This is a genomic window from Geodermatophilus sp. SYSU D01119 (assembly GCF_054049975.1).
Genome location: NZ_JBJGYL010000028.1, coordinates 15421 through 41089, shown reverse-complemented (window position 1 = coordinate 41089; position 25669 = coordinate 15421). Strand labels below are relative to the sequence as shown.

20 protein-coding genes and 2 pseudogenes are annotated in these 25669 nt (G+C 70.4%); 6 read left to right on the top strand and 16 right to left on the bottom strand.

Translation table 11 applies throughout. The features are described 5' to 3' along the window. The first annotated feature begins 133 nt into the window (after positions 1-133). Entirely contained in the window at positions 134-880 is a 747-nt protein-coding gene (locus ACI79X_RS19090) for an enoyl-CoA hydratase/isomerase family protein (RefSeq protein WP_457026994.1), read from the top strand. Between the two features lie 15 nt (positions 881-895). On the opposite strand, the gene ACI79X_RS19085 is transcribed toward ACI79X_RS19090, so the two are convergent. The 4 genes from ACI79X_RS19085 to ACI79X_RS19070 all read right to left on the bottom strand — a co-directional run bounded on the left by ACI79X_RS19085 (position 896) and on the right by ACI79X_RS19070 (position 3400). After that, positions 896-1426, bottom strand: a complete 531-nt coding sequence (locus tag ACI79X_RS19085) for a hypothetical protein (RefSeq protein ID WP_457026993.1) — start codon at positions 1424-1426, stop codon at positions 896-898. Then, positions 1423-1878 carry a hypothetical protein gene (locus ACI79X_RS19080; RefSeq protein WP_457026992.1) on the bottom strand — a complete coding sequence of 152 codons (456 nt, stop codon included), beginning with the start codon at positions 1876-1878 and terminating at the stop codon, positions 1423-1425. Before ACI79X_RS19080 ends, ACI79X_RS19085 begins: the two co-directional genes overlap by 4 nt. Before the next feature lie 76 nt (positions 1879-1954). After that, complete coding sequence (locus tag ACI79X_RS19075) at positions 1955-2338, bottom strand: very short patch repair endonuclease (RefSeq protein WP_457026991.1); 384 nt, start codon at positions 2336-2338, stop codon at positions 1955-1957. A 153-nt stretch (positions 2339-2491) separates the two neighbouring features. Beyond that, complete coding sequence (locus tag ACI79X_RS19070; protein ID WP_457026990.1) at positions 2492-3400, bottom strand: alpha/beta hydrolase; 909 nt, start codon at positions 3398-3400, stop codon at positions 2492-2494. A 121-nt stretch (positions 3401-3521) separates the two neighbouring features. Here ACI79X_RS19070 and ACI79X_RS19065 point away from each other — a divergent pair, with 121 nt between their 5' ends. Then, complete coding sequence (locus tag ACI79X_RS19065) at positions 3522-4418, top strand: helix-turn-helix domain-containing protein (RefSeq protein ID WP_457026989.1); 897 nt, start codon at positions 3522-3524, stop codon at positions 4416-4418. A gap of 7 nt (positions 4419-4425) precedes the next feature. On the opposite strand, the gene ACI79X_RS19060 is transcribed toward ACI79X_RS19065, so the two are convergent. From ACI79X_RS19060 to ACI79X_RS19040, 5 genes and pseudogenes are all read right to left on the bottom strand, one after another. Continuing rightward, positions 4426-5532 (bottom strand): ABC1 kinase family protein, encoded by a 1107-nt coding sequence (locus ACI79X_RS19060; RefSeq protein WP_457026988.1) that lies wholly within the window; start codon positions 5530-5532, stop codon positions 4426-4428. A gap of 253 nt (positions 5533-5785) precedes the next feature. Beyond that, the gene (locus tag ACI79X_RS19055; protein ID WP_457026987.1) at positions 5786-6247 is read right to left on the bottom strand and encodes an ester cyclase; all 462 of its coding nucleotides are present in this window, start codon (positions 6245-6247) and stop codon (positions 5786-5788) included. Between the two features lie 94 nt (positions 6248-6341). Next, positions 6342-6665 carry an AMP-binding enzyme gene (locus ACI79X_RS19050; RefSeq protein WP_457027028.1) on the bottom strand — a complete coding sequence of 108 codons (324 nt, stop codon included), beginning with the start codon at positions 6663-6665 and terminating at the stop codon, positions 6342-6344. A 171-nt stretch (positions 6666-6836) separates the two neighbouring features. Beyond that, positions 6837-7409, bottom strand: a pseudogene (locus tag ACI79X_RS19045) (AMP-binding protein); the annotation flags it as partial. Positions 7410-7530: 121 nt separating this feature from the next. Continuing rightward, positions 7531-7887, bottom strand: a pseudogene (locus ACI79X_RS19040) (AMP-binding protein); the annotation flags it as partial. A gap of 129 nt (positions 7888-8016) precedes the next feature. Here ACI79X_RS19040 and ACI79X_RS19035 point away from each other — a divergent pair. Then, a complete protein-coding gene (locus tag ACI79X_RS19035; protein WP_457026986.1) occupies positions 8017-9261 on the top strand; it encodes a diguanylate cyclase domain-containing protein in 1245 nt (414 codons plus the stop codon). A gap of 47 nt (positions 9262-9308) precedes the next feature. Here the strand turns inward: ACI79X_RS19035 and ACI79X_RS19030 are convergent, their stop codons facing one another. From ACI79X_RS19030 to ACI79X_RS19010, 5 genes are all read right to left on the bottom strand, one after another. Next, positions 9309-10037: an endonuclease/exonuclease/phosphatase family protein gene (locus ACI79X_RS19030; RefSeq protein ID WP_457026985.1), complete on the bottom strand. Its 729-nt coding sequence runs from the start codon at positions 10035-10037 to the stop codon at positions 9309-9311. Between the two features lie 129 nt (positions 10038-10166). Then, the gene (locus ACI79X_RS19025) at positions 10167-11006 is read right to left on the bottom strand and encodes a hypothetical protein (protein WP_457026984.1); all 840 of its coding nucleotides are present in this window, start codon (positions 11004-11006) and stop codon (positions 10167-10169) included. 32 nt (positions 11007-11038) lie between these two features. Then, the gene (locus ACI79X_RS19020) at positions 11039-11488 is read right to left on the bottom strand and encodes a hypothetical protein (protein WP_457026983.1); all 450 of its coding nucleotides are present in this window, start codon (positions 11486-11488) and stop codon (positions 11039-11041) included. Positions 11489-11490: 2 nt separating this feature from the next. Next, positions 11491-12060, bottom strand: a complete 570-nt coding sequence (locus tag ACI79X_RS19015; RefSeq protein WP_457026982.1) for a hypothetical protein — start codon at positions 12058-12060, stop codon at positions 11491-11493. A 149-nt stretch (positions 12061-12209) separates the two neighbouring features. Continuing rightward, positions 12210-13799 carry a DEAD/DEAH box helicase family protein gene (locus tag ACI79X_RS19010; protein ID WP_457026981.1) on the bottom strand — a complete coding sequence of 530 codons (1590 nt, stop codon included), beginning with the start codon at positions 13797-13799 and terminating at the stop codon, positions 12210-12212. A 510-nt stretch (positions 13800-14309) separates the two neighbouring features. Between ACI79X_RS19010 and ACI79X_RS19005 the strand changes: the two genes are divergently transcribed. Further along, positions 14310-14876, top strand: coding sequence for a GP88 family protein (locus ACI79X_RS19005; RefSeq protein WP_457026980.1), 567 nt, complete (start codon positions 14310-14312; stop codon positions 14874-14876). Between the two features lie 234 nt (positions 14877-15110). Here ACI79X_RS19005 and ACI79X_RS19000 read toward each other — a convergent pair whose 3' ends face one another. Beyond that, the gene (locus tag ACI79X_RS19000) at positions 15111-15797 is read right to left on the bottom strand and encodes a hypothetical protein (RefSeq protein ID WP_457026979.1); all 687 of its coding nucleotides are present in this window, start codon (positions 15795-15797) and stop codon (positions 15111-15113) included. 47 nt (positions 15798-15844) lie between these two features. Further along, positions 15845-17278 (bottom strand): 3'-5' exonuclease, encoded by a 1434-nt coding sequence (locus ACI79X_RS18995; RefSeq protein ID WP_457027027.1) that lies wholly within the window; start codon positions 17276-17278, stop codon positions 15845-15847. 71 nt (positions 17279-17349) lie between these two features. Between ACI79X_RS18995 and ACI79X_RS18990 the strand changes: the two genes are divergently transcribed. Both ACI79X_RS18990 and ACI79X_RS18985 read left to right on the top strand, forming a co-directional pair. Further along, positions 17350-20709 carry a hypothetical protein gene (locus tag ACI79X_RS18990; RefSeq protein ID WP_457026978.1) on the top strand — a complete coding sequence of 1120 codons (3360 nt, stop codon included), beginning with the start codon at positions 17350-17352 and terminating at the stop codon, positions 20707-20709. Continuing rightward, complete coding sequence (locus ACI79X_RS18985; RefSeq protein WP_457026977.1) at positions 20706-25646, top strand: DEAD/DEAH box helicase; 4941 nt, start codon at positions 20706-20708, stop codon at positions 25644-25646. The genes ACI79X_RS18990 and ACI79X_RS18985 overlap by 4 nt, the downstream gene beginning before the upstream one ends. Positions 25647-25669 lie beyond the last annotated feature (23 nt).

Below are 25669 nucleotides of genomic sequence, written 5' to 3'. Positions count from 1 at the left end.
GGACGGCATGCGGGCTCCGGGGTCGGGGCCCGAGTGTGGAACCGGGCCGCTCGGGGCGGCAACCGGACGCCGTGGTCTGATGCCCTGGCAGGCCCGGCACCGGTGCCGAGGCCCCTGATCCGGAGGTGCACTGGTGGCGAACGCCGAGGTCCTGCTCGAGGTCGACGGCGGCGTGGCGGTGGTGACGCTCAACGCACCCGACCGCCGCAACGCGCTGACGCCCGCGATGGCGTCCGAGCTCATCGACGTCTTCGACCAGGTGGACGCCCAGCCGGAGGTCGGCGCGCTGGTGATCCGCGCGGTGGGCAAGTCGTTCTGCGCGGGTGGCGACGTCGCCACGCTGACCAACGCCGGCAAGGACCCCGCCGCGCCCGACGCCTACGAGGGCATGGGCCGCATCTACGACTCCTTCTACCGTCTCGGACAGGTGAAGGTCCCCACCATCGCGGCGGTGCGCGGGTCCGCCGTCGGCGCCGGGATGAACATGCTGCTGGCCGCCGACCTGCGGATCGTCGCGAACGACGCCCGCCTGCTGGCCGGCTTCCTCAAGCGCGGCCTGCACCCCGGCGGCGGGCACTTCGTCATCCTGTCGCGGCTGATCGGCCGGGAGGCCGCCGCGGCGATGGCGCTGTTCGGCGAGGAGATCAACGGCACCAAGGCCGTGGAGCTCGGGCTGGCGTGGGAGTCGGTGGACGACGCCGCCGTCGAGGACCGCGCCCTGGAGCTCGCCCGCCGCGTGGCCGCCGACCCCGAGCTCGCCCGCGTCGCCGTGGGCAACTTCCGCAAGGAGGTCGTCAACGGCGCGGTGAGCTGGGAGGTCGCCACCCAGTTCGAGCGCCCCGCGCAGATGTGGTCGATGCGCCGGTCGTCCCAGGGCTGACCCGAGCTCCGGCTCCTACCCGCAGACGCGGTACTCGCCGTCCTCCTCGACGACGCCCAGTGCCTCGCGGTGCATGCGGCCGTCGTGCCCGATCCACACGGTGACCAGGTAGGACCGCGAGGTGGAGTCCGTGCGGGGACGGGTGCCACCGACGACGACGGTGACGTCGGCGATGTCCCTGCCCAGGACGGCCATCATCCCGTCCTTGCCGTTGACGTACTGCTCGAGGGAGCCGATCGCCTCCCGGTCGGCGGAGCAGACGAGCGCCCACGACGCGCGCCAGTCGTGGCGCTGGTCGGCCGCGAGGTAGTGCTGGACCACCTCGGACGGTGAGTCCGGCCGGGAGCCGAGCACGCGGCGGGCGACCACACCGCCGATCACCGCGGCGACCGCGAGCACCGCCGCGGTGACGAGGAGTCCGCGGCGCCGGCGGCGATGACCGGGCGGTGGCGGGGCCGGGACGGCGTCGACCACCCAGTCCCGGGGACCGGGCGTCCAGCGCGGGAGGTCGTCCCGGGAGGGCGCCGCACCGTGCTGCGCGGTCACCGGGCACCGTCCTCGGCGGACGCGAACCGGTCGAGGAAGTACCGGACGTCCGTGAGCGGCTCGACCCGGCCGCCGGCGGCCAGGTGGAGGCTCCAGCAGGTGCCGAGGGCGTCGTCGAGGACGTCGCGGAAGGCGTCGGCCCACGCGCGGTCGTCGGCGGTCACCCCCGGACGCCCGGGACGGCACAGCACCATCGCCAGGAGGACCTCGCTGCCGCCGGCCGGGGCGGCGACGTCTTCGTGGAGGGCGAGCAGCTCGGCGACCAGCCGGTGGCGGGGCCGGGCGGGCACGTCCTCGACGGGGACGAGGAACGGCGTCTGCCGGCCGTCCGGGGTCAGCCAGCTGAGCCAGATGCTGCGGGAGGCGAAGAGGGGCGGCGCGAGGAGGTCGGCCCAGCGGTTGGTGAGCTCGAGGGGGGACCGCACAGGGTCGGTGGGCATCGGGGTCGTCATGCCGGTCACCGTGGCAGCCCGGGAGGCCCTCCCCCGGAGTTGTCCACAGGTCCGCCGGACGACGGGCACTGCGGGGTCACCGGTCCCGGCGGCGCTCTGCCACCACGGCGGCGATCCGCGCGACGACGTCGTCCGGTGCCTGGTGCTCCCAGAAGCGGAGCACCGTCCACCCCAGGCCGGTCAGCTGCGCGGTCGCCGCTGCATCCCGCGCACGGTTACCGGCGAGCTTGCGCACCCACCACGCGGAGTTGGCGTGCGGGACGTGCAGGTGCTCGGGGCACCCGTGCCAGAAGCAGCCGTCGATGTAGACGGCGATGCGGAGGCGGGGAAAGGCGATGTCGATCGTCCGCCGTCGCTGTCCGGGGATCCGGTACGCGACGCGGTAGCGGTAGCCGGCCGCGTGCAGTCGTCGGCGCACCGCCATCTCCGGCCCGTTGTCCCGCTTCGCCACCCGCCGCATGCGCTCGGCGATGACAGCGCTGGAGGCGCCCGGGTGCGGCCCCGGGTTCGTCGGAGCCCGGGGCCTCGGCGTCCGCACGACGACGAACCTGCCCGTGACGTACGACAGGTGGGGCCGGTCCGGCATGTGGACGCCCGCGGGCGGCCGTGGAGGTCAGGTCAGGTGGCGGCGGAACCAGTCGAGCTGCGCGGGCGCCGAGCGCTGGAACGCCTCGCCCGTGTAGGCCTCGAAGTGGCCGACCGGCAGGACCACCAGCTCCTTCGGGTGCCGGGCCCGCTCGAAGTACTCGAGGGTCAGGTCGGCCACGGTGAGGTGGTCCTTCGCGGCCACCACGACCATGAGCGGCGTCGGCGCGATGTCGGCGATGTAGGCGCCCGGCTCGTACTCGATGAACATCTCCACCGAGCGCAGCGTCGTCTCGTTGCGCCAGGTGACCGCCCGGTCCTGGATGGGGCCGAAGAAGAACTCCGAGGTGTCGGCGGTGGGCAGGGCGCACACCTCGGCCGGGTCCTTCTCCCAGGTCACCGGCATCATCGCCGGCGGCTTGCCCTCGTAGCGGGCGGCGCGGTCGGCGTCGAAGGCCGCCCGCAGGTCGGCGAACTGGTCGGACCGGATGAGCCGGCGCGCGTTGGCCAGCCCGCTCACCAGCGGCACCTGGCTGACGACGCACCGCACCCGGCGGTCGATCGCCCCGACGACGAGCACGTGCCCGCCGCTGTAGCTGGACCCCCAGACGCCGATGCGGTCGGGATCGCACCACGGCTGGGTCTGCGCCCAGGTGATCGCCGTCCGGTAGTCCCGGACCTGCTGCCACGGGTCGATCTCCCCGCGCGGCTCGCCGTCGGAGCTGCCCAGGTTGCGGTTGTCGTAGGCCAGGACGCCGAGGCCGCCGGCGGCGAAGTGCTCGGCGAAGTCGTCCAGGTACATCTCCTTGACGGCGGAGAAGCCGTGCGCCATGACCACCAGGGGCCGGCGGGTGTCGGAGGGGCCGTCGTCGGGCGCGTAGTGCCAGCCGCGCAGGGTGACGCCGTCCTCGGTCGCAAACTCGATGTCCTCTCGCATGCGGCCGACCCTGGCTCCCGCCGTCCGGCCGGTCGCGGCGCTGCGTGCACGTCCCGCGGCGATGCCTGCAGGCCTTGATGCGCGGCCCGGCCCGGAGTTGGCTGCGCGCCAGGAGGTGCCCGTGACGCTGACCGTCGAGCGCTGGCCCCCTCCCGACCTGCCCCTGAGCGCGCGGGACGAGGCCTTCCGTGAGGCGGTCAGCGCCACCCACCTGCCGTGGTCGCTCGAGTCCGGCCCGGAGGTCCCCGGCCCGACCGAGCTCACCCGCTACCGCATCGGCGACGTCGCCCTCGTCGACTGCCGGTGCGGCCCCTGCGCCGGGTCACGGGGCCGGGCGCAGCTCGCGGCCACCGACGACGACCTGGTCGGCGTCCTCCTCGTCCGCGACGGGGTCGAGGTCGTGGAGACCGGCGGCGCGGAGGCCGTCGTCCGCCCGGGTGCGGCGCTGGTCTGGCGGGCCGACCAGCCCGTGCGGTTCCGGGTGCCCGGGCGGCTGCACAAGTGGACGCTCCTGGTCCCCGCGTCCCGGCTGCCTCCCGCGCCCGCCGGGCTGCTCGACGGGCCGGCGGTCCGGTTGGTGAGCGCCCTGGTCGGGACGACGCTGTCGGGCGCCGGCGCCCTCGACCCGCGGTTGGGGCAGCCGGTCGCCGACGCGCTGGTCGACCTCCTCGCGGGCGCGCTCGCCCCGGCCGACGACGACCCGGCGTGGGCGCGGGTGACCGCCTTCGTCGCCGCCCACCTGCGCGACCCAGCGCTGACCCCGGCGGCGGTCGCGGCCGGGTCCTACGTGTCGGTGCGGGCGCTGTACGGCCTGTGCGCCGCCCGCGGGACGACGCCGGCCGCCCACGTGCGCCGGCTGCGGCTGGAGGGGGCGCGGCGGGAGCTCGCCCGGCGGGGGACGGCGGTGACCGTGGCCGGCGTCGCGCACGGATGGGGGTTCGGCGACGTCGTCACGTTCGGGCGCGGCTTCCGCGCGGCGTTCGGGTGCACGCCGGACGACGTCCGTCGGGGCCGCTGACGCCGCGTCAGGACCGCGGCTCCGCGGCGTACCCGGGCAGCCACCGGCGCAGCTCGCCGTCGACGGGGACCGTAGCGCCCAGCGAGCAGAGGACGCCCGCCAGCCCCACGGCGACCCGCTGCAGCAGCCGGTGACGCGGCGGGATCGTGAGCCGGCGCTGGGTCCGCGACGCCGCGCTGAACGGGTCGGAGGCGGCCTTCGTCTGCTCCTGCATCCAGGCCCGGGTGAAGGCGAAGGCGGGCGAGCGCAGCGGCCGCAGGTAGGGGTCGAGCAGCGCCAGCAGCGCGGCCGGCGTCACCTGGTCCGGCCGCAGCAGCCCCGCCGACGCCGCGATCCGGTGCAGCTCGCCGGCGTCGCCGTCCCGGCCCGCCGCCAGCAGCGGCCCGAGCCGGTGCGGCCAGCCGGACGGCAGCGCTTCGGTCGCGCCGAAGTCGAGGACGCCGAGCCGGCCGTCGGGCAGCAGCCGGAAGTTGCCGGGGTGCGGGTCGCCGTGCAGCCGGCGGGCCCGGGCGGGCGAGGAGGCGAGCAGCCGCACCAGCAGCAGGCCGGCGCGGTCCCGCTCCTCCTGCGTGCCGGTGGCGATGACCCGGGACAGCGGAGTCCCCTCGAGCCAGCCGGTCACCAGCACCCGGTCCTCGGTGGCGAGCACCTCGGGCACGCAGATGTCGGGGTCGCCGCGGTAGGCGTCGGCGAACGCCATCTGGGCGTCGGCCTCGAGGACGTAGTCGACCTCCTCGACCAGCCGGGCGCGCAGCTCCGCGAGCAGCTGCCGGGCGTCGAGGCCCGGCATGGCCGCCTGCACGAGCGGCGCCGCCGTCTGCAGCATCCCGAGGTCGGCGACGAGGGCCTCCCCGGCGCCCGGGTACTGCACCTTCACCGCCACCGGGGTGCCGTCGGACCAGGTGGCGCGGTGCACCTGCCCCACGCTGGCCGCCGCGACCGGCCGGTCGTCGAGGTCGCGCAGGAGCCGGCGCCAGGTCGTCCCGAACGCCGTCTCCAGCTGCTGGTGCACCATCGCCGCCGGCATGGCGGGGGCGGCGTCCTGCAGCCGGACCAGCGCCTCGCGGTAGGGGCCGACGAGCTGGTCGGGCAGCGCCGCCTCCATCGCCGACATCGCCTAGCCGACCTTCATCGCGCCGCCCTTGAGCTGCCCGAGGGTGGCGAACAGCTGCTCGGCGGTGCGCTGCTGGACCTGGGCGGCGACCAGCTCGGCCGGGCGGCCGCCGATGCGTTTCCCCAGGCCGACGGCGGTGCGGCCGGCGAACGCCGCGGGCAGCGCGGCGAGCCGGGCGGTGCGGGCGAGGCGGCTGCCGGTCGGCCGACCGTCCCCGGGGATCGCCGCCCCGCCCGCCGGCCCGGAACCCAGCTCAGCCGCCCATGCCGGGCGCGGGCGGGAGCACGCCGGCCTTGGTCAGCCAGCCGAGCCAGTCACCGATGTGCCAGGCCTCGGACACCTTGTCCCCGGTCCAGTGCAGGACGTGCGCGCCGTCGGCGGACGCGTGGTTCCCGGTCGGTTCCACCCCCGGAAGCAGCGGCGTGGTCCCGGAGAGGTCGGCCTCGGCCGTCCAGCGGTGCACCGAGGTGGTCCCGTCGACGACGTGCTCGTGCACCTGCACGTGGATGCCGGAGAAGCCCGAGCGGAAGGCGGTGACGAAGTCCCGCAGCCCGTCGCGGTCCATGTCCGGGAACGGGGGCCCGTGGTAGACGAGGTCCTCGGCGAACACCTCGTCGACGGCGGACAGGTCGCCCTGCTCCCAAGCCGCCATGAAGCGGATCATCGCCTCGCGCGCCCGGTCCTTCGAGACCGTCGAACCCGTGGTCTGGGTCATGGCAGCAGCTCCTCCCTCGTGTCCTCGACGACGTCCCCGATGCTCCTCGGGACGACGTCCCGGACCAGGGACTTCCGCCCCCGGAGCGCGGGCGTCAGTGGACGGCCCGCTCCTGCCCCGCCCAGTACGGCGCGCGCAGCTCCCGCTTGAGCACCTTGCCGGCCGCGGACAGCGGTAGCGCCTCGACGACCTCCAGCGACCGCGGCGTCTTGTAGCCCGCGAGCCGGTCGGCGCAGAAGTCCCGCAGCTCGTCGAGCGTCACCGTGGCGCCGGACGCCGGGACGACGACGGCGTGCACGCGCTCGCCCCAGGTCTCGTCGGGGACGCCGATGACCGCGCACGTGGCCACCGCCGGGTGCTGGGCCAGGACGCTCTCCACCTCGACCGAGTACACGTTCTCCCCGCCGGAGATGATCATGTCCTTGAGGCGGTCGGTGAGGGAGACGTAGCCCTGCTCGTCCATCCACCCGGCGTCGCCGGTGTGCATCCAGCCGCCGCGCAGCGCCTCGGCGGTGGCCTCGGGCCGGTCCCAGTAGCCGAGCATGACGTTGCCGCCGCGGACGACGATCTCGCCGACCTCACCGCGGGGCAGCTCGACGTCGTCCGGCCCGACGACGCGCACCTCCGTGCAGGGCGCGGCGCGCCCGACGGTGCGCCGGTGGACGGCGTCCTCGTGGTCCTCGGGGGTGAGCAGGGTGGCGACGGGCGCGAGCTCGGTCATGCCGTAGGCCTGCACGAAGCTGGCGTTGGGGAAGCCCTTCATGGCGCGGCCGAGCAGCGCGTCGGACATGGGGGAGGCGCCGTAGAGGACCCGCCGGAGGCTGGTGAGGTCGAACTCGTCGACCCGCGGGGAGTCGACCGTCAGCTGGATCATCGTGGGCACCAGCAGGACGTCGGTCACGCGGTGCTCCTGCACGGCGGAGAGGACGGCGACCGGGTCGAACGCCGGGATCATCACCTGCGTGCCGCCGACCACGCAGCCGGCGACCCAGGCGGAGAAGTCGGCGAGGTGGAACATCGGCGCCGCGTGCAGGTAGACGCGGTCGCCCGGGGTGGGGACGCCCGCGAGGTAGCCCATGGACGACGTCAGCAGGTTGTCGTGGCTGAGCATGACGCCCTTGGACCGGCCGGTGGTGCCGCCGGTGTAGAAGACGCCGGCGAGTGCGTCCCCCCCCGCGGCGGGCGTCCTCGACCGGCTCGTGCGCCGCGACGAGTTCCTCGAAGGCGAGCATGCCGTCGGGGGGAGGGCCGTCGCCGGCGTGGACGACGTGCTCCAGGCCTCCGTGGGCGGCCTTGATGCCGTCGACGCACCCGGCGAGGGCGTCGTCGACGGCGAGCACCCGGGCTCCCACCTCGGCGAGCGACTCGGCGATCTCCGGGACGCTCCAGCGGAAGTTCCCCGGGACGACGACGCCGCCCGCCCACAGCGTCGCGGCGAGGAACTCGGAGTAGCGGTCGGAGTTCAGGGAGAGGATCGCCGCGCGGTCGCCGTCCCCGATGCCGAGCTCCTGCAGGGCGGCCGCGAGGCGGGCGATCCGGTCGACGGACTCGGCATGGGTGCGGACGCGGCCGGCGCAGACGGTGGCGACCTCGTCCGGCCGTTGCTGGACGTGGCGGTGCAGACCCTGGGTGACGTACACGGGACCTCCCTGTCCGGTGGAGGCTCCGCATCGTGGCGGCGGCGGCGAGGGCGGGGCCAGAGGCGGACGGCCCTGCGGCGGCGCGCGGCGTGTTCCCGGGGTGACGCGCCGCGGCTAGGGTGCGCGCGCGTGAGCGCCGCCGTCGACACGCCCGTCCTGCCCTCCCCGCGCGCCGCCGTCGCGGAGCCCGCGCGGTTGGCCGCGATCGGCAGCTACCGGCTGGTCGGGCACGCGGGCGTCGCCGACCTCGACGCCGTCGTCGCCTACATGGCGCGGACGGTGGAGGCGCCGATCGCGATGATCAACCTGGTCGGCCCGGACGAGCAGTGCTACCCGGCCGAGAAGGGCGCCGGGGCGCCGTACTCGCACGTGCCCGACGAGCTGTCGTTCTGCGCGTACGTGGTGGCGCTGCGCGAGCCGCTGCAGGTGGCCGACGCGCTCGACCACCCGGTGTTCCGCGACAACCCCGCCGTGGCGGCCGGCGCGATCCGGTCCTACCTCGGGGTGCCGCTGGTCGACGAGGACGGCTTCGTCCTCGGCTCGCTCGGCGTCTTCGACGACGAGCCGAGGGCGTTCTCGCAGGCGGAGCAGGCGCTGCTGGAGAACCAGGTCCGGCTGGTGCGCAGCGTGCTGTCGCTGCGGCGGCAGGTGGCCGCGCACTGCTGGGACAAGGGGCTGCTGGCGGCGCAGGGGCGGACGCTGGAGGCGGTGGCCGCGGGGCTGCCGCTGGAGGCGGTGCTGGACACGCTGGCGTCGTCGACGGCGTCGCTGGCTCCCGAGGCGGACGCCGACCAGGAGCGGCGGCTGCACGAGACGGTGGACCGGCTGACCGCGGTGGCGACCAAGGCCGACGGGTGGAAGCAGGCGCTGCTGCGCTCGGCGCGGCAGGACCCGCTGACCGGGCTGGCCAACCGCAGCCACCTGCTCGACACCGGCCGCGCGGCGCTGGCGGTCGGGGGAGCGGTGTTGTTCGTGGACGTCGACCGGTTCAAGGAGGTCAACGACCGCGGCGGGCACGCGGTGGGGGACCAGCTGCTCGTGCGGCTCGCCGACCGGCTGCGCCGGCACGTGGAGAAGGAGCTGCCGGGGGCGGTGGTCGGCCGGCTGGGTGGGGACGAGTTCGTGGCGGTCCTGCCGGGGGTGTCCGCTGCTGTTGCCGAGTCGATCGGGCACGGGCTGGCCGCCGTGCTGGTGGACGAGGTCGAGGTGGGACGGCGGACGGTGCGGGTGTCGGCGTCGATCGGGCTGGCGATGGCTGCGCCGGGGACGACGCTGGACGAGGTCCTCTCGCTGGCGGACCGGGCGATGTACGGCGCCAAGGAGCGCGGCCGCGGCGTCCTGCACATGGTCGAGGCCGAGGACTTGCCGGCGTAGAGGCGACTGCTCCGGTCCATGCTGTGCTTGCTGCAGCTGGTGGTGCTCTACGCCGTTCCCGGCAAGCGGCCATCGCGGACGTCAGCCACGACCGGGACATGGTCACTCCGGCCTGAGGCAACCCAGGTGTCGAAGTCCCCGATGCGGACCTCAGCTCCCTCCGCCCACTCGGCTGGCACCCACACGTGGTCAATGTGGAACCCCTGCACGCTGCCTTGCTGACACCGGTAGTACGTCGCCTCTTCCGTCAGAGGTGCAGGTGCTTGTTCTCGGGACGCCCGGTAGACGTCAAGCAGGCCGCGCTGTTGGAGGCGACCCACGACTGCGTCATACCGCTTCTGACTGGTCTCGATTGGGGAGTTGAAGTCTCCGGCCACCACGAATGGCCCCGGGTCACCCACCTCGGCCATCCAGTCGACAACGAGATCAATCTGCTTCTCGTAGTTCGGTATTCCCGTCGCCTGAAAGGTGTGGATACCGACAAGTGTGAAGGGTGTCGGTCCATCAACACGTACGGGAAGTGTCCAGGCCGGTGCGCTCTCGGCGGCCTCGTGCAGCGTCACGGACCACGGAGAGCAGGCTAGAACGACGACTTCGTGCCAGTAGTCCGGCTGTACTCGTCGGCCGTGGCCGGTCACCATCCGGCCACCGGGTGCCGTGGGCCAGACGGGTGGCGTTTGTGCTTCGCACATAACGGCGACGTCAATACCTAGGTCGAGTAGATGTCCGATGTTGGTCACGGTCTTGCCGCGGCAGTTCCAGGTAGCCAGCCTCATGAGCGCGTGCTTCTCCCAATTCGCATCCGGACGACCGCTACTTGCGAGGAGCGCGTGTTGAAGCGCACACAGGTGGTGATCTCACCGATTGTGGCCCGCCTCGAAGTTCGAGGCGCTTTGCGTTGACTGCTAGCTGAACTCGATGGTGGCCGTCAGCATGACCTGTACCTGCTCTTTCGCCTGCTTGGAGAAGTTGGCGCTCACCTTGACGAGTCTGAGACCCGAGTATTCACCGGCCAGCTTGAGGTTCTGCTGAGCCTCCTGAGTCAGGTTGAGGGTGATCTGCCGGCGCTTCAGGGGGTTTGAGCCGCTGCGCATGTCTACCAACGAGACAAGTGTGCTGTCGTCCTCGAGACCGACCCGAGCCAGGAGGGCTCGTGCGGCGGCCACGTCGGCGCTTCCACCGGCGAATGTGTCCTTCAGGGTGAGGCGTTCGTTGATCTTTCGGGTCAGATCGCTGTCGACGTCAACATGACCCGAGTGGACGGCCGCCTTCGCTTGGACCTTCGCGTGCATCCCGCTCGAGTTGGTCACCGTCCTCACTTGTTCCACGCTGACCGACTTCGCCCCGAGCAGAGCGCAGAGCTCGGACAGGCGGACGAACTTGGTGACGGCGAACTCCGCTACAGCCGAGTCGGCCGGCTCGTACTGATCGGGGTCAAACGGGCTCTGGATGAGCAGAGCCCCGGCCCGGACCTTGTTGGAGCGGCGAAGCCGGGCGAGTACCGGGTCGTTAGCATCCATTTCAGCGAGCGACAGGACGACCGCTTCGGGGTGGTCCATGGTGTCGAGGAGGTCCGGGTCCCGCAGGGCCGACCGATAGTCATCCGCCGACAGCGGAACCACAACGCGACGACGCTCTTGTGGCAGGTGACTGAGGTTGACCATTCCGTGTTCCACTCTCTCGCTGTGAAGATCCGTTGACATTTCGGCACCCTCGGGTTCGCTCGTCCTGAGCAGCCACTGCATGTTGTGCTTCAGTCGACCAAGGAATTGGTCCACTAGCCCGGGAGAAGGCGGCCAAGCCGGTGAATCAGCCGACGAAGCCGACGAAACCGGTGGCCGCGATGAGCTTTTCCCGTGGCCGCCCACAGCTTCAGGTCTGCCTCGAGTGCGTCGGCGTCTAGTTGGCGACCCAGCAGTTGCGCAGCCTTCATGACGTCTCGGCTGAGGTCGTCGAGCCGAGCCGGCGGCTCGTTATCCAGCAGTATGTACAGGGGCGAGTTGCGGCCGAGATTATCGCGCGTGAAGGTCGAGGCCTTGACGGCGATGGTGGGACCGTCCTGGGTAATCTGGGTTGCGCCGAAGCGGCGTGCTGCGCCCGACTGTACGACGTCGAAGAGGCGTGCAATGACCGGTCGAGCCTCGGGCGCCGAGGCTGATATGCGGACGCCCCCGATGACGCACTCGTCCTCCGCTGCATTGTCCAGCGCTTGTGAGAGGACCAACACAGCTAGTTCAGGACCTGACGCAGTACGGCAGCGACGTCGTCAGGGGAGCCCGCCAGCGATCCCACCGTGGCGGCCTTCACGTCTGCTCGGGTTCGAAACGCTGCCACGATGTCATGGTCGAGGATGAGGTCGCTGTAGGTGACCAGGCCTCGCTTCCGGCAGGCCGGATCGGTATCCGCGTGTGTGCCGATCATCATGACGCGTCTACCCTCTGTGCCCCAGTCTCGGAAGGAGCGTCCATCCCGCCGGACGCGGTCCGCGTATTCAGTGTCGACGCGGAGCTGGTGAGCGTCGAAGAGGTAGAACACCTTGTTGGCAGCGGTGAAGACCTCTCGCCAGCTGTCGTGTGCATGCTCGCCACCGGGGACATCGCGACCAGTGCGGACGCTCAAGCCCAGGGTTCCGTTGCGGAATGCCTCTCTGTGCTCGGGGGCGACGGTCTGCTCCGGTGGACTGTCGCCGGTCCTCCCCGTCAGGAAGTTGTAGAGGGTCGTCTTTCCCGAAGCGCGCGGGCCCAGGACCGCGATCCGGTCTCCGGCGAACGTGACGACGAGCCAGTCCCACAGGTTCAACGCGCCCAAGCTCCTCATCTGTTCGCTGCGATGGCTCATAGGCGGCCAGAGGCCGTCCTTTCCTATCGGCCGGGTGGAAGGGCGGATCCAGTCAAATTGGCCACTCGTCGGTAGGAGACTGCTCCTGGTGAGGTCGCCGTCACCGCTTATCAACCGACGTGGGGGCTTCGCCGGCTCATGTGCCAGGCGAGCAACTGAGCGCCGGAGTCCCGCTGGTCGAAGAACACCGTCTCCTCGGCGACGTCAGTGAGCTGGTCGAGGAAGGCTTCGTGGGCCCCGTTCGCGGGGTCCTCCGCTGTCCCGCGCACGTACATGACGATGAAGGTGGCGGGTCGGTGGTCGGACTTGGGACGGATGACACGACCCATGCGCTGGATCATCTGCCTCCGGCTCCTGCTGGCGGCCAGGACGACCCCGACGTCCGCCTCGGGGACGTCCACTCCCTCGTCCAGGACGCGTGGCGCCGTCAGTACGTGGACCGCCCCACGTCTGAAGTCCGCGAGGCGCTCCTCGCGTTCCCGCTGCTTCAACGCGCTGGTGAAATCCATCGCCGCTAGCCCTTGTCTGCGCAGGAGTTGAGCGGCGCTGCTGGCGCTGTCCTTCGTCTCGCTGAAGACAAGTCCCCTGTCGGCGGCGTGAAGCAGGGGAACCAAGGCGCCCAACGCGTCGTGCTTCCGCCGACAGCCGGCGAGCAACTGCCGACGCTTGCTGAAGGCGTTGAGATAGCGGCGTGCGTCCTTCGTGGGGCGGGCATCCTCTAGGCCGCCCGTGCTGAGCTGCTGTACGGCGGCCATGAACTCGCCGAACGGCTCGGCAGGACAAGCGTGCTCATCGATGAGACGGCGCCGCAGGCTCCTGGCTTGATCGTCGTACTCGTCGTGTTGTTCGCGCTCCTCCGGTGAGAATTCGACACCCAGGAAGGCGACACGGAAGCGAGCCAGGATCTCGTCAGCGAGGCCGCGCTCGTAACCGCAGCGGAAGACGACCCCACCGAAGTACGGCTCCAGATGTCTCGCGACCCCGTCGTCCTCGCGTTCAAACGTGGCGGTCAACCCCAAGCGGGCGTGGAACTGAGGCTTGAGCGCCAAGGCGAAGGTGTCTGCGCCGTAGCGGTGCACCTCGTCGGCGATGAGCAGCCCATGACGGCCGGGGGTGAGCAGCTGCCACCTCGAGGCCGACTGCACCGTGGCGACGAGAACATCATGGTCGTCGAAGCGGGCACTTTGTCTAGCTCCGAAGCATCCCACCCGAGCTAGGGGGAGGTCCTTCCGCAGGATCTCGTACCACTGGCGGAGCAGTTCTTGGCCTGGCACGAGGATGAGGACCTTCTCGTCCCTGGCGACCGCGGCGGCCGCTGCCAGGACTCCGACCGCGGTCTTCCCTGTGCCGGTGACCGCCTCGATGACACCGCGCCGACCGCGGGCCTGCCAGGCAGCGAGCGCCTCCCGCTGCCAGGCGCGGGGGTCCATGCCTACGTAGCCGCGGGGACGAGAGAAGGTCGTCGCTTCCGCCGCCGGTCGTTCCTCTGGCGAACGTGATGAACCAGTTAAGCGCCATCGGGGCGGTGTCCCGCCGTCCGAGATGAACAGGTCCCGGTGCGAGTAGAGGACGCTGTTGACATCGGTCGTTGTCAGCCGGGCTGCCCTCTTGCCCAGGCGGGCGAGCAGCTGGCGCTTGTTCTGGTCGGGTTGAACGGCGAGCAGATCGCGGATGGCGAGCGCGACGCGCTCACGCCTCATGGGAGTGCTCCCGTCCTCGCCGCCGACTTGGGTACCGCGTGACCACGTGACTTCTCTCGGCATGAGGCCGTGTCATCTTCACCGGATCGCCCGATGTGGTGAGCCGTGCTCAGCGCTCGTTGATGGCACCTGTCCGGCGCTTCATCGAGTCACGGGCACGAGGCAGACCGTCGATGAGTACGTTCAACGGGCGTGTCGCCGTAACGTCAGCCGTTGACCTGGGCCGGTGCTCGTCCGGACCGTCCTCCTCGCACGTCGAGGAGGCGGCCATGGATGGCACCCGTATCGACACCGCTCGGACCTCATCTGGCGGGCGCCGGTTCATTGTTGAGCGCGTCTGCGGAGCAGTGGCACCAGGGGATGAATCTCGGGCGTCATGGTCCGGAGCCCGTGGGCCCCCGGAGACGAGATCCCGGTTCAGCCGCCTGATGGTGCGGCCCGGCCATGGGTCGCCTGCCGTCGTACGAGCAGGTGCCGACGCTGGAGCACGCTGAGCGTCTCGTGGCCCTGATGACCGAGAACTGGGGCCCCGAGCCGCGTCCTCCGCCGCTCGGCCGACCGGAAGGTCACCAACCTGCCGTCGCTGAACGGCAGGACGGCGAGGATCGCCAACAGCTTCGGCTGCCTGCGGGACGTGCGCTCTCATGCCCAGGGGCGACGGCCACCTGTGGGCAGGTCTGCTATGCGGGAAAGCTCGAGAAGCTCTACAAGGGCGTCCTGGACGTCCCCACCAGCAACATGCAAGCGCTCCTCGGGCGGGACCAAGCCGGGATGGCAGAGCTTCTGGCGGACATGATCGACGACTTCCGGGCTGACTGCGAACGAGCGGATAAGCGTGGAGCTGTCGTGCCCCGCGACTTCCGCATCCACTGGGACGGCGACTTCTTCTCCCTCTCCTACGCGGAGGCCTGGGCCGATGTCATCCGCGCCGCTCTGGACATCCGTTTCTGGGCGTACACGCGGAGCTTCGACCCCGCCGCGCTCGATGTCTTGCCCGTCCTCGCGGATCTGCCCAACCTCTCCATCTACCTGTCTGTCGATCCCGACAACCTGGAGGCGGCCAAGCGGGCGCGGTAGCGCCATCCCTGGGTCCGGTGGGCCTATCTGGCCGAGACAGTTGCCGACGGACGCGCAGACCTGGCGGCCCTATCTGGCAAGCGCTACCCGTGCCCCGAGAACGGACGACGGATCCCGCTGATCTCCGAGAAGGGGTCCGCCTGCATCCGTTGCGGTGTCTGCCCCAGCGGTCGGGGTGACGTCGTCTTCTCCATCGCCAAGGACTGCCAAGGACTGAGGTGGGCAAGGAGCCGCTCAGGCTTCCTTCTGTCGTTGAGGGCTCAGCGCGAAGATGCAGTCCGGACACAGGTAGCGACGCCAGTACGTCGAGTTCCGACCGCTCTTGTCCCGTTCTCCGGCCGCTGTGTACAGCCACCACATGAGGCCCTTCTCGGTCTTCGCGGCAGCAGACAGGTCCGGGGAGGAGTCCCATTCCCGCCGCACGACAGTGCTGGACCCCGACATGTTCTTGGTCCGGAAGATGGTCGAGCACAAGGTGCACGTCGCGCAGTCGAGCTTGTCCAACAGCTTGGCTCGAAGCTCGGGGATCGGCTCCTGCAACGGGGCAGTGAGCCGCTCTGTCACCCGGCCCGCATCGGAGATCAGGAGGAGCCCGATACCCAGCTGGCTTGCGACGACCATCTGATCGTCGGTGATGCTCTCCCCTTGTTGGGCCAGGTAGCAGCGGTCCGCCATGACTGAGTAACCGTGAGCCTGGCCTGCGGACTTCGCGAAGGGCGCTCCACGCCTCTTCACCTCGATGGCGACGACCTCCGACCGTGATGCAAGGTCGCCACCGCCGAAGTCGCGCAGGCCGACGACGTCGATGCGCCCGAGGCTCGGACCGGTGTCAACGGCGACCGCCCAGCAGCCGAGCGTCTTCTTCGCCCATGCCTCGACTGAGGGATACAACGCGGCTTCGGGCCCGGTCGTGCGTGCCATGCGAATCCTCCGTGAGCTGGTTGGGGAGCGGAGCGTCAGCGGCTGCGTCAAGCGAGCGGCGACGGCAGGAACGGCGAAGCAGCGCCGTGCCACGTGACGACGAGCTCGTCGCGAGCGCGCGACGAAGCGACGTAGAGGAGCAGCCGTTCGCGTGTCACCGCATCGGCCCTGTCGTCGTCCGGGTACTGGCCGACGACCCGGCCGGCCGGAACCTGCGTCTCGTCAACGCCGGCCAGCACGACCTTGCGGAACTCCAGCCCCTTCGCCCGGTGCATCGTCAGCAGGGAGGGAGCCGGAGCGGTCCGCGAGCGTCGGCCCTCCACCGTCTGAACGGTGACGTGCCGATCATCAAGCCCTCGCTGCACCAGGTCGCGGACCGCTGCACTCCGCACCAGGACGGCGAGGCTGGACGGCTCGACGTCCGGCTCGGCCAGCCACTTCTTCAGCACGTCAGCGATCTCGTCTAGCTCCGCCGAGAGGGATGGAGCGGCCACGAGACGCGGCTGCGCGCCCCGCAGCGGCGACCGGTAACCGGTGACGTCCTCCTCCTCGCCCTCCAGGTCGGTGACGTCCGCACCTTCGAGGACGCCGAGGGCGAACCGGAGGTTTTGCGCGGTCGTTCGGTAGTTGAGCGTCAAGCGCCGGGAACGCCCCTGGATGTTGACGCCCAGCCGTCCGAGGACGACCTTCTCGCCGTAGATCCGCTGGTGCGAGTCCTCGCAGACGAACAGGTCATTCGGTCCCACCGGGACGAGGGCGCGGAGCAGACGCCAGTGCCCCGTGTGAAGGTCCTGTGCCTCGTCCACCACCACGTGGTCGGCGAGGCCGTTCGGCACGGCCACACTGACCGCCCCCGCAGCGAGCGCGGCCAGCTCCGCGAACGTCGCCTTCCCTTCCATGGAGAGGCGCCGGCGGTACGCCTCGACCACAGACCAGACGCCCAGCCGCTCGGCGCGACTCAACCGGACGCCCCGCCCGGTCCGGGGCACGCGGGCGTACTCCTCCCGCGTGGTGACCGCATTGCCGAGGATCACCGATCGGTACTCCGCGGTCAGGAACGTCGGCGTGCGCAGGTGCGCCGGAAGGTCTTGGCCCGAGGTGGCGACGGACTCCTCCCACAGCTGCCGGTCCTCGTTGTCCCGCAGAGCCAGCTCGCCCTGCAGGGCGAGGAAACCGAGGTGTGCCGACACGGACCTCAGCGCCCGGTCGCCCGCCTTGCCCAAAGCCTCCCGTGCAAGCTTGTCGACGCCGACGACATGCACGCCGGGCTGTCCCAGCTCGACGGCCAGCGGCAGGGCTGGATCGAGTTCCAGCAGACTCAATCGCAGACTGTCGGCAAGGGTCGTCGTGTACGTGGTCAGGACGATCCGGGCGTTCGGGTCCTGGCGTGCCAGGAAGTGAGCCCGGTGCAGGGCGACGACGGTCTTCCCGGTCCCGGCGCCACCGCTGAGCCGGAACGCGCCGCTCGCGGGGTATTGCAGTTCACAGACAGTGAGGCTTGAGTGTTCCGGAACGTCTCAAGCGCACTCACGGGGAGCCGGTGGCCGGTCAAGTGATCAACGCCCGTGACTGGATGCAGGGTAAGGAGGACCGCTACCGGTCACTGTTGCGAGAGGCCTCGCTCGCTGTCGAGGCGAACTACTCCCAGGTGGACGTAGAGCGGATCCTCGAGGCCTTCGGTGCCCGCCTCCGCGTGTTCAAGAGACGGGGATACGAGTGGCATCAGGCATTCGATGACTATCCCGCCTGCCTGCTCGTGGGGATGGTGGGCACCGCCGCAACAGCGCCGGAGTCCAACACCTTCTGGCCGGAGTTCTGGCGGAACGTCGAGCACGACCCTCTGCCGGAACTCCAGGGACACATCGGCGACCTGTTCCTCCAGGCGCTGTCTCGATTTCGGCTGCCGTTGTTCAGCGACGTCGCCAAGCAGCGCTTCGTGGGGCCGGCAGCCATGCACGCGGCTGTGCCTGCTGCCGGCATGTCGCGTCTCGTGGGCTTGATCCTCAGTCGGAGGCGCATCGATCCCGCCTTGACCGGCAGCACGCTGCTCGGCTGGCTCCTCGGGCAAGGATCTCGCTGGGAACTGATCGACCGGAGCGTGGGTCGCTTCCTTCAGCATGGAGGCGAGCTGGCTGCCGACGTACTCGATCGCATCATCGAGGTCGTTTCGCACGTCGGCGATGTGCCGACAGCGCTCGATGACGAGTCGTTGACGACCGAGACGACCGGCCTGCCGACCGTCATGCTCTCGGCGCTGGTCCACTCACTGCGAGACCGGCTCGAGGACGTCACAGCCCAGCCGAAGCCGGTGAGTCGGGCCCGCGCGGTGGCCGAGGTCGCCATCCGCCTCGATGTCGGCTCGGGGGCGGTCGTGGTCCGCCTACCCGCCGTGTCCGCCGAGCAAGGAGCAGCGGTCTGGGTTATAGCCGCTGACGGCCAGACGGAGGAGATTCGCTCGGAGGCTCAGTGGGTCGGCCGAGGCGCTGCGACCTCCGTGAGGACGACCGTGTTGCGCCGGCCCACCCGGTCGGTGAACGTCCGTCTGCGGGGACAAGAGTACTCCGACCACCGACTCGTCGAGCCGTCTGATCCCCTGTTGCTGTTCGACCTCGACGGTGGGTTCATCGGGCCTCACCAGCCAGTACCTCGGGGCGAGCTGTGGGTGGTCACTCCAGCCGGCAGGGAGCTGGTGGACAACGCGGGCGCAGGCCTGCGCGTGCTCGGAGACCTCGGCGAGCCGGTTGGCTGGAGCGGCTGGAGCATCCGCTCGGTGGACGTCGGGTCGGCGGACGGGCTGCGTCTGGACGGCACGTCAACCGCGGGGCGGCTCCGAACGGTCCGCAAGTCCGGCGCACCCACCTTCTGGATGCCGCCTCCGATCAGCGGTCTGACCACCCAGCGCGGCCTGCGCGTCCTGTCGGAGCGGCCCACGATCGCACTGCCCGCGGGCTCTGATCCGGCGACATGGCACGTCGAGGTGGTGACCAACGCGGGTGGTGATCGGATGACTCGCCGCCTCTCGCTGGCGGAGTGCGAGCAGCGAGGCGACGGCCTGGACCCGCTGACCGGCTTCCCTGGGCCGCTCCTCGGTGACTTCTTCATCTCCGTGCGTGGCTCGTTCGGCAAGAAGGCGCAGTGCATGGTCTCGCTGGCCGAGGGCCTCGACCTGACCATCGAGCCCTCCGTGCGCCGACCATTCGCTGGGCGGCTCCAGTCGGCGACCGTCCAGCTGTCAGCTCCGGAGGGCATGTCACTCTCCGCCACCGCCGTCACCATGGCCCCGGAAGAGATCCAGGCTCAGCTGACGTGTCAGGTCGGTCAGACCCTGCAGTACCTCGTCGTGGCGCCGCCCAGTGTGCAGATGCGCGTGGCCGCGGACGGCGTGCCGGCTGCCTGGACGGCAAGTCCTCCGACCGTCCATCCCGACATGCTCGAACAACCGGCGTCCCTCTACGTGCGACTGCCTGGGGACCTGTCGCACTACCGGCTCGAGTTCATCGCCGACCAGGGCGACGAGCGCCAGTCCGTGGAGCCCTCCGGACGTCGAGGACACGACAGTCGGTTGTTCGACCTGACGAGGTTCGTCGAGACCGCACGTCGAGCGCAGTCCGGCGTCTTCTCCCTCGTCTCCGGGGAGGAGTCCTTCACCGTCGCGCTCCTGCGGCCGAGGCGCTTCGCCACCGGAGCGCGACCGGTGACCGGTGGCCTGCAGCTCGAGGACCACCGTCACGTGGCTGGCCTCCATGCCGCCGTCTACCAGAAGACGGCGCCTTGGGTGGCGCCGCGGCAGATCCCCGTGACCCCGTCTGGACTCGTCCCGCTGCCCGACGACCTGTTGGAGGCGGGCCCCGTCCTGCTCGAGCTGGCCGTCATCGACCCCTGGGCGGCCACCGAGTGGCCGGCGTGGCCTGGCGCCGACGCCGTGGAGTGTTCCCTGCTCGGTCGCCTCCGGAGCGAGTCCCCGGGTCTGGAGGCGCTGTCCCGGGTGTTGGCCGGAGAGGTCCTGGAGGAGACCCCGCCACCCGCTGACCTCTCGACGGTCTGGGATGTCCTGTGGCTGCACGGGCGCTTCGACCTGCCAGACGACGTGGCCAGGCGGGCTCACCAGCTGTTGCTCGACACCATCCATCTCGATCCCAATGCCGCCCTCGCATCGCTGATGCGATCCCCGCGGGGGCACGTCGCCGTGGTGCAGTTGCTCATCAAGAGCCAGCTGGTCGAACGTCGCTTCAGCGAGATCCCGCTCGACGACCTGACGGTCGGGTGGTCGGCCGCTCCCGTGCTGGCCGCCCTCGGTGTTGCCTCGTCCGTTGCTGCGAGACAGACAGACGAGGAGGTCATGGAGCCGATCCGACTCCACGGCGGTGACAGCCTCGCCACGATCCTCACGACGGCTCGAGATCCTCATCGTGAAGTGGGTGGGTTCGGCCCTGCGGCTCGAGCGATGGACCAGCTCTCACCCGCCCGAGTCGCCGAACTCTGGAGCGCCGTACAGGTCGTTCCGGAGGGGTTGCTGCACCCCGACAGTCGAGTGGCCGCGGCCAAGCAGCTCTTCGATGTGCGTCACGCTCCGGCCCTGCGTCCGGTCATCGACGTCGTCGGGCGGGAGATCGGCCGCATCCGGCGCTTCCTCAAGGACGCCGCACCCGGCGCCGTGCTCGCGCAGCTCGATGCCCGGCTGGACGGCTTCACCGCCGCCTGGCAACTCCTGCCGGCTGCATCCTTCGCCTGGGCCGCGCTCGCCCGACTCCGGGCGCTCGATCCGTCTGCCGTGTTGTCGATGACGGTGAGCCGGCGGGACGCCTGGGTGCAACTCGCCAGCCTCGCGCCTGACTTCGTCGGGATGGACATCGTCCTCGCTGAGGCCCTCGTCCAGTCCACCAACCACCTCGTTCAGAAGGCCACAGCGTGACTCAGCACCTCGACCCACTCCTGGCCAGCACGTCCGTCACCGAGACGTATCACCGGTACGTCAAGACCCTCGTCGACGTCCGGGACGATCGACTGGCTCGGGCCTTCTCGGACGCGGTGGATCTCAGCGGCTCCCTGGCCAAGGGCCCCTTCCTCGAGGCGACCCCGGCCTACAAGCGCGGCGCGTCCCTTGCCCAGCTCATCGACGAGGGCGTTCTCCACCCGGACTTCCGGTCGATGGACAGCCCGGCCATGCCGCTCGCGCGGCCCCTGTACAAGCACCAAGAGGAAGCGATCCGCAAGGCCGTCGCCGGCCGGAACGTCGTCGTGACGACGGGTACCGGCTCGGGGAAGACCGAGTCCTTCCTCATCCCGATCATCAACCGGCTTATCCGTGAGCGGGCGGCCGGGACCTTGGGGCCCGGTGTCCGTGCGCTGTTGCTGTATCCGATGAACGCGCTTGCCAACGACCAGGTCAAGCGACTGCGAGCGCTGCTGTCGGGACACCCCGACATCACCTTCGGCCGGTACACGGGGGAGACGAAGGAACAGACCGGGAAGGCGGAGGACCACTTCGCCGCGCTCAACCCCGGCCAGGCGCGGTTGCCCAACGAGCTCCTCAGCCGCGAGGAGATGCGCGCGACGCCGCCGCACATCCTCCTCACCAACTACGCGATGCTCGAGTACCTCCTCCTGCGACCGTTGGACTTGACCCTGTTCCAGGGGCAGGGCTGGACCTTCGTCGCGCTCGACGAGGCCCACGTGTACGACGGCGCCAAGGGCGCCGAGATCGCCATGCTGCTGCGGCGCCTCCACGACCGCGTGGCCCCCGGGCGCTCACTGCAGTGCATCGCCACCAGCGCGTCCGTGCAGGGCAGCCCGACCCACGTCATGGACTTCGCGACGAAGCTGTTCGCCAGCCCCTTCGAGTGGGTCGAGGACGACCCCGAGCGCCAGGACCTCGTGGTGTCCAGCCGCGTCGCGAGCCCGGCCGTGGCGACGTGGGGACCGCTGAGTGCCGCAGACCTGCGGGCGCTCGTGGGGAGCGCGCCGGCCGACGTCCTGGCACATGCAGGTGCTCAGGGTGCGCAGTACGACGACGCAGCAACGGCCCTAGAGCACGAGAAGTCCGTCGTCGAACTCAAGCGTCTGCTGGCCTCCGGACCCCAGACCGTCAGTGATCTCGCACCTCAGGTCTTCCCCGGGGTCCCCGAGCCCGCGCAGGCGCTGCGGGACCTGGTCGACCTGGCCAGCTCTATCGCTGACTCGTCAGGGACGCCGGTGCTCTCGGCCCGGTACCACCTCTTCCTGAGAGCCACCGAGGGTGCCTTCACGTGCTTGTCCGCATCGGGACCCCATGTCCAGCTGGCACGACATGAGAGGTGTCCGGACTGTGAGGGAGCGTGCTTCGAGTTCGGTGCGTGCCAACGCTGTGGAGCGGTGTACCTCGCCGGATCAGTGGAACAGCGGGACCGCGTTCCCTACTTCGTTCCCTCCCCGAGTCCGGACGGTGCGCACACGTGGCTGATGCTCGGTGACGAGGACTCCTTCATGGACGAGGACGAGGACGTACTCGACGACGGCACCGGGACAGCGATCAATGAGGCGCAGGCTCACTTGTGCGCTGACTGCGGGGCTCTTCACGGGAGCTTGAAGCGCGTCTGCGGCGCCGGCGGCTGTCAGTCCAGCACGCTGCGGGCCGTCAAGAAGTTCGACCGCTCGCACCGCGTGATGAGCGCCTGTACTCGGTGCGGAGCGCGGGCGCGGGACGTCGTCCGGCGCCTGCAGACCGGGTCCGACGCGCCGCCGTCCGTCTTGGCCACGGCGCTGTACCAGCAGCTCCCGCCCGGGCCGCCTGAGACGGCCGACATCCCGGGTCAAGGACGAAAACTCCTGCTCTTCAGCGACAGCCGGCAGGCGGCCGCCTTTGCCGCGCCGTACCTGTCCAACACCTACGGGCAGCTGCAGCAGCGAGCTCTCCTCGTTGCCGGGCTGGAGCGCGCGGCGAGCGCGACGGACGACATCGGGGTGGCGGACCTCGTCCACTACACGCTCGCCGCAGCTGACGAGGCGGAGTTCTTCCGGCACAGCGACACGCGGGACACCAAGCGTCGCGAGGTCGCTCGCTGGCTGGCGGTCGAGCTCGTCGCCATGGACCGGAGGCAGTCGCTCGAGGGGCTCGGCCTCCTCGCGGTCAACCACCACAGTGTTCGGCTCCCGGCCGCTCCGCCGCCGCTCCTCGCGATGGGCCTCAGCGAGGCCGAGGTGTGGGACCTCTTCGAGGAACTGACCGCGATGATGCGGCAGCAGGGTGCTCTCAGCATGCCGGAAGGCGTCGACCACAAGGACGAGGCCTTCGCGCCGCGGATGGGCCCCATCTACATGCGGCAGCTCGGGTCCGAGGCGGGCAGGAAGGTCCTCAGCTGGAGCCCGACGCGGGGTACGAACAGGCGTAACGACTACCTCGCTCGCGTCCTGGCCGGCCTCGGAGCACAGGTCGATGTCCGTGAGGTCCTGGACCGCTCCTGGACCTTCCTGCAAGGCCAGCTCAGCTGGACCGTGTCGATGACCGACAAGAAGCTGGGTGCGCTTTACCAGGACAACGTGACCTTGCTGCGGTTCCGTCGCGGGGCGGACGTCGGCTGGTTCCGTTGCTCCAAGTGTCGGACTATGACGGCGCGGTCGGTGCGGGGCATCTGTCCGACCCTGCGGTGCGACGGGCAGCTCGTGGTCGAGGAGCTGCCCGCCTGCGACCAGGACGACCAGCACTACCGGCGGCTGTACCGCACCATGCAGCCCATCCCGATGGACGCTCAGGAGCACACCGCCCAGTGGTCGTCCACTCGCGCCGCGGAGATCCAGAACCAGTTTGTGGCCGGCCGGACCAACGTCCTCTCCTGCTCGACGACTTTTGAGCTGGGTGTGGACGTCGGCGACCTCCAGTCCGTCGTCCTCCGCAACATGCCGCCATCGACCGCGAACTACGTCCAGCGGGCCGGACGAGCAGGGCGACGGGCAGCGTCTGCCGCGTTCGTGCTCACCTACGCCCAGCGGCGGTCACATGACTTATCCCGCTTCCAGAACCCCGAGCGGATGATCGCCGGGCACATGCGCGTACCGATCATCCCGCTGGAGAACGAGCGCATCGATCGTCGGCATGCGCACTCGATCGCCCTGGCCGCCTACTTCCGGGTCCGCTACCAAGCGGACGGCTCGAGATGGTCGAAGGTCGGGGAGTTCTTCATCGACTCGGCCGGTGGTACGCCGCCCTGTGACGGGGTCCGCGACTTCCTCTCGCCGGTCCCGGCGGACGTCCTCGCCTCCATCCGTGCCGTATTGCCCATGTCGATCGCGGACGCCATCGGTGTCGACGACGGCGCGTGGGTGGACGAGCTGACCGATCTCCTCGAGTCGGTCAAGCAACAGGTCGTGGCTGAGGTGCAGGACTTCGAGGCCAAGCAGATGGAGGCCGTCAACAAGAAGCAGTGGCCTCTGGCGGGAGCCATGGGCAAGACGATCGAGACGATCACAGGCCGAGACCTGCTCGGCTTCCTCGGCAGCCGCAACGTCCTGCCCAAATATGGGTTCCCCGTCGACACGGTGGAGCTGCGCACCGTGCACGCCAAGCAGCCGGTGGGGCGCGATCTCGAACTCGCCCGCGATCTTGCGCAGGCCATCTACGACTACGCGCCGGGGAACCAGGTCATCGCGGGCGGCAAGCGGTGGACCTCAGCGGGCGTCCACCGAGTGCCTGGCAAGGAACTGGTCGCCGTCGACTACCAGGTCTGCACGGCATGCGGGATGTACGTCGAGGGCTCAGCGGCGGGCTCAGTTGCCTGTCCCGGGTGCTCGACCGCCTACCAGTCCAACAAGCGGCAGTACGTCATCCCGGAGTTCGGCTTCAACTGTGACGCGGACGCCGATGACGTCGGTACGGCTCCGCCGGAGCGTCGGTGGGGAGGCGCGTCCCACATCGAGTCCCTCGGAGCAGAGGTCGACGAGCGGACGTGGTCGAGCCCGTCGGGGGCCCTGTGTGTGGCCCGGGCAGGTGCGCGTGGCCGCATCGCCGTCATCTCCGACGCCGGAAACCAGCAGTTCACCATCTGCAGCTGGTGCGGCTTCGCCGTCGTCGGGCCGGCGGGTGCGGGATGGGCTTCGCACAAGCGCCCCACCGACGGCAAGCCCTGCGGAGGCGGTTGGGAGCGGCGCTCGCTCGGACACCGCTACGAGACGGACATCGTCGAGCTGACGTGTGACGCATGGGAGGCCACCAGCACGCAGGCTGACTGGCTGTCCCTCCTCTACGCCGTGCTCGCCGGCGCGGCGGAGCGGCTAGAGATCAGTGAAGACGACCTCGACGGAGCCCTGTACCGGACGCCTGATGGCCGGCGAGCGATCGTCCTCTTCGACACCGTCCCGGGAGGTGCCGGAGGTGCGCGGCTCATCGCCTCGTCCCTGCCGCAGGTCATGGTGGGTGCCTGGGAGCGAGTCGCCGAGTGCGAGTGCGGTCCTGAGACGGCCTGCTATGCCTGCCTTCGCTCCTACCGGAACGCGAAGCACCACGAGGTGCTCAGTCGTGAGGGAGCGCTGCGACTGCTCAGGCGGATGGACGTGGCCGCCGTGACGAGCTCGGCTCAGTCGGGCCGCGTACTGCCTCCTGAGTGGCAGGACCTCGTGGACACCGCCTTGTCCGAGGCGGAGGTGTGGCTCCTCGAGGCATTGGAGGCGCGGCAGTTGCCATTGCCGGTCCAGGGACTCGAGACCACCGAGGGCGTGCCACTTACGCTCTCGTGGCCGTCGTATCGGCTCGCCGTGCAGCTCGACGGCCACGCCATGCCACAGGAGGACGGCTGGACCGTCCTCGGGGCGGGTGGGGACCTCGAGGGGCTCGCCGCTCGAGTGCAGGAGGTCGTTACACAAAGCCCGGTCACGACTTGACCGGCCGCTGAAAGTTCAGCAGC

What these genes read in the sequence shown, in the direction of transcription:
- ACI79X_RS19080 (WP_457026992.1), bottom strand. Translation starts at nt 1,878, where the DNA reads ATGACGACCCCGATGCCCACCGACCCTGTGCGGTCCCCCCTCGAGCTC.
- ACI79X_RS19075 (WP_457026991.1), bottom strand. Translation starts at nt 2,338, where the DNA reads ATGCGGCGGGTGGCGAAGCGGGACAACGGGCCGGAGATGGCGGTGCGC.
- ACI79X_RS19070 (WP_457026990.1), bottom strand. Translation starts at nt 3,400, where the DNA reads ATGCGAGAGGACATCGAGTTTGCGACCGAGGACGGCGTCACCCTGCGC.
- ACI79X_RS19060 (WP_457026988.1), bottom strand. Translation starts at nt 5,532, where the DNA reads ATGTCGGCGATGGAGGCGGCGCTGCCCGACCAGCTCGTCGGCCCCTAC.
- ACI79X_RS19055 (WP_457026987.1), bottom strand. Translation starts at nt 6,247, where the DNA reads ATGACCCAGACCACGGGTTCGACGGTCTCGAAGGACCGGGCGCGCGAG.
- ACI79X_RS19050 (WP_457027028.1), bottom strand. Translation starts at nt 6,665, where the DNA reads ATGATCATCTCCGGCGGGGAGAACGTGTACTCGGTCGAGGTGGAGAGC.
- ACI79X_RS19030 (WP_457026985.1), bottom strand. Translation starts at nt 10,037, where the DNA reads ATGAGGCTGGCTACCTGGAACTGCCGCGGCAAGACCGTGACCAACATC.
- ACI79X_RS19025 (WP_457026984.1), bottom strand. Translation starts at nt 11,006, where the DNA reads ATGCAGTGGCTGCTCAGGACGAGCGAACCCGAGGGTGCCGAAATGTCA.
- ACI79X_RS19010 (WP_457026981.1), bottom strand. Translation starts at nt 13,799, where the DNA reads ATGAGGCGTGAGCGCGTCGCGCTCGCCATCCGCGATCTGCTCGCCGTT.
- ACI79X_RS19005 (WP_457026980.1), top strand. Translation starts at nt 14,310, where the DNA reads ATGACCGAGAACTGGGGCCCCGAGCCGCGTCCTCCGCCGCTCGGCCGA.
- ACI79X_RS19000 (WP_457026979.1), bottom strand. Translation starts at nt 15,797, where the DNA reads ATGGCACGCACGACCGGGCCCGAAGCCGCGTTGTATCCCTCAGTCGAG.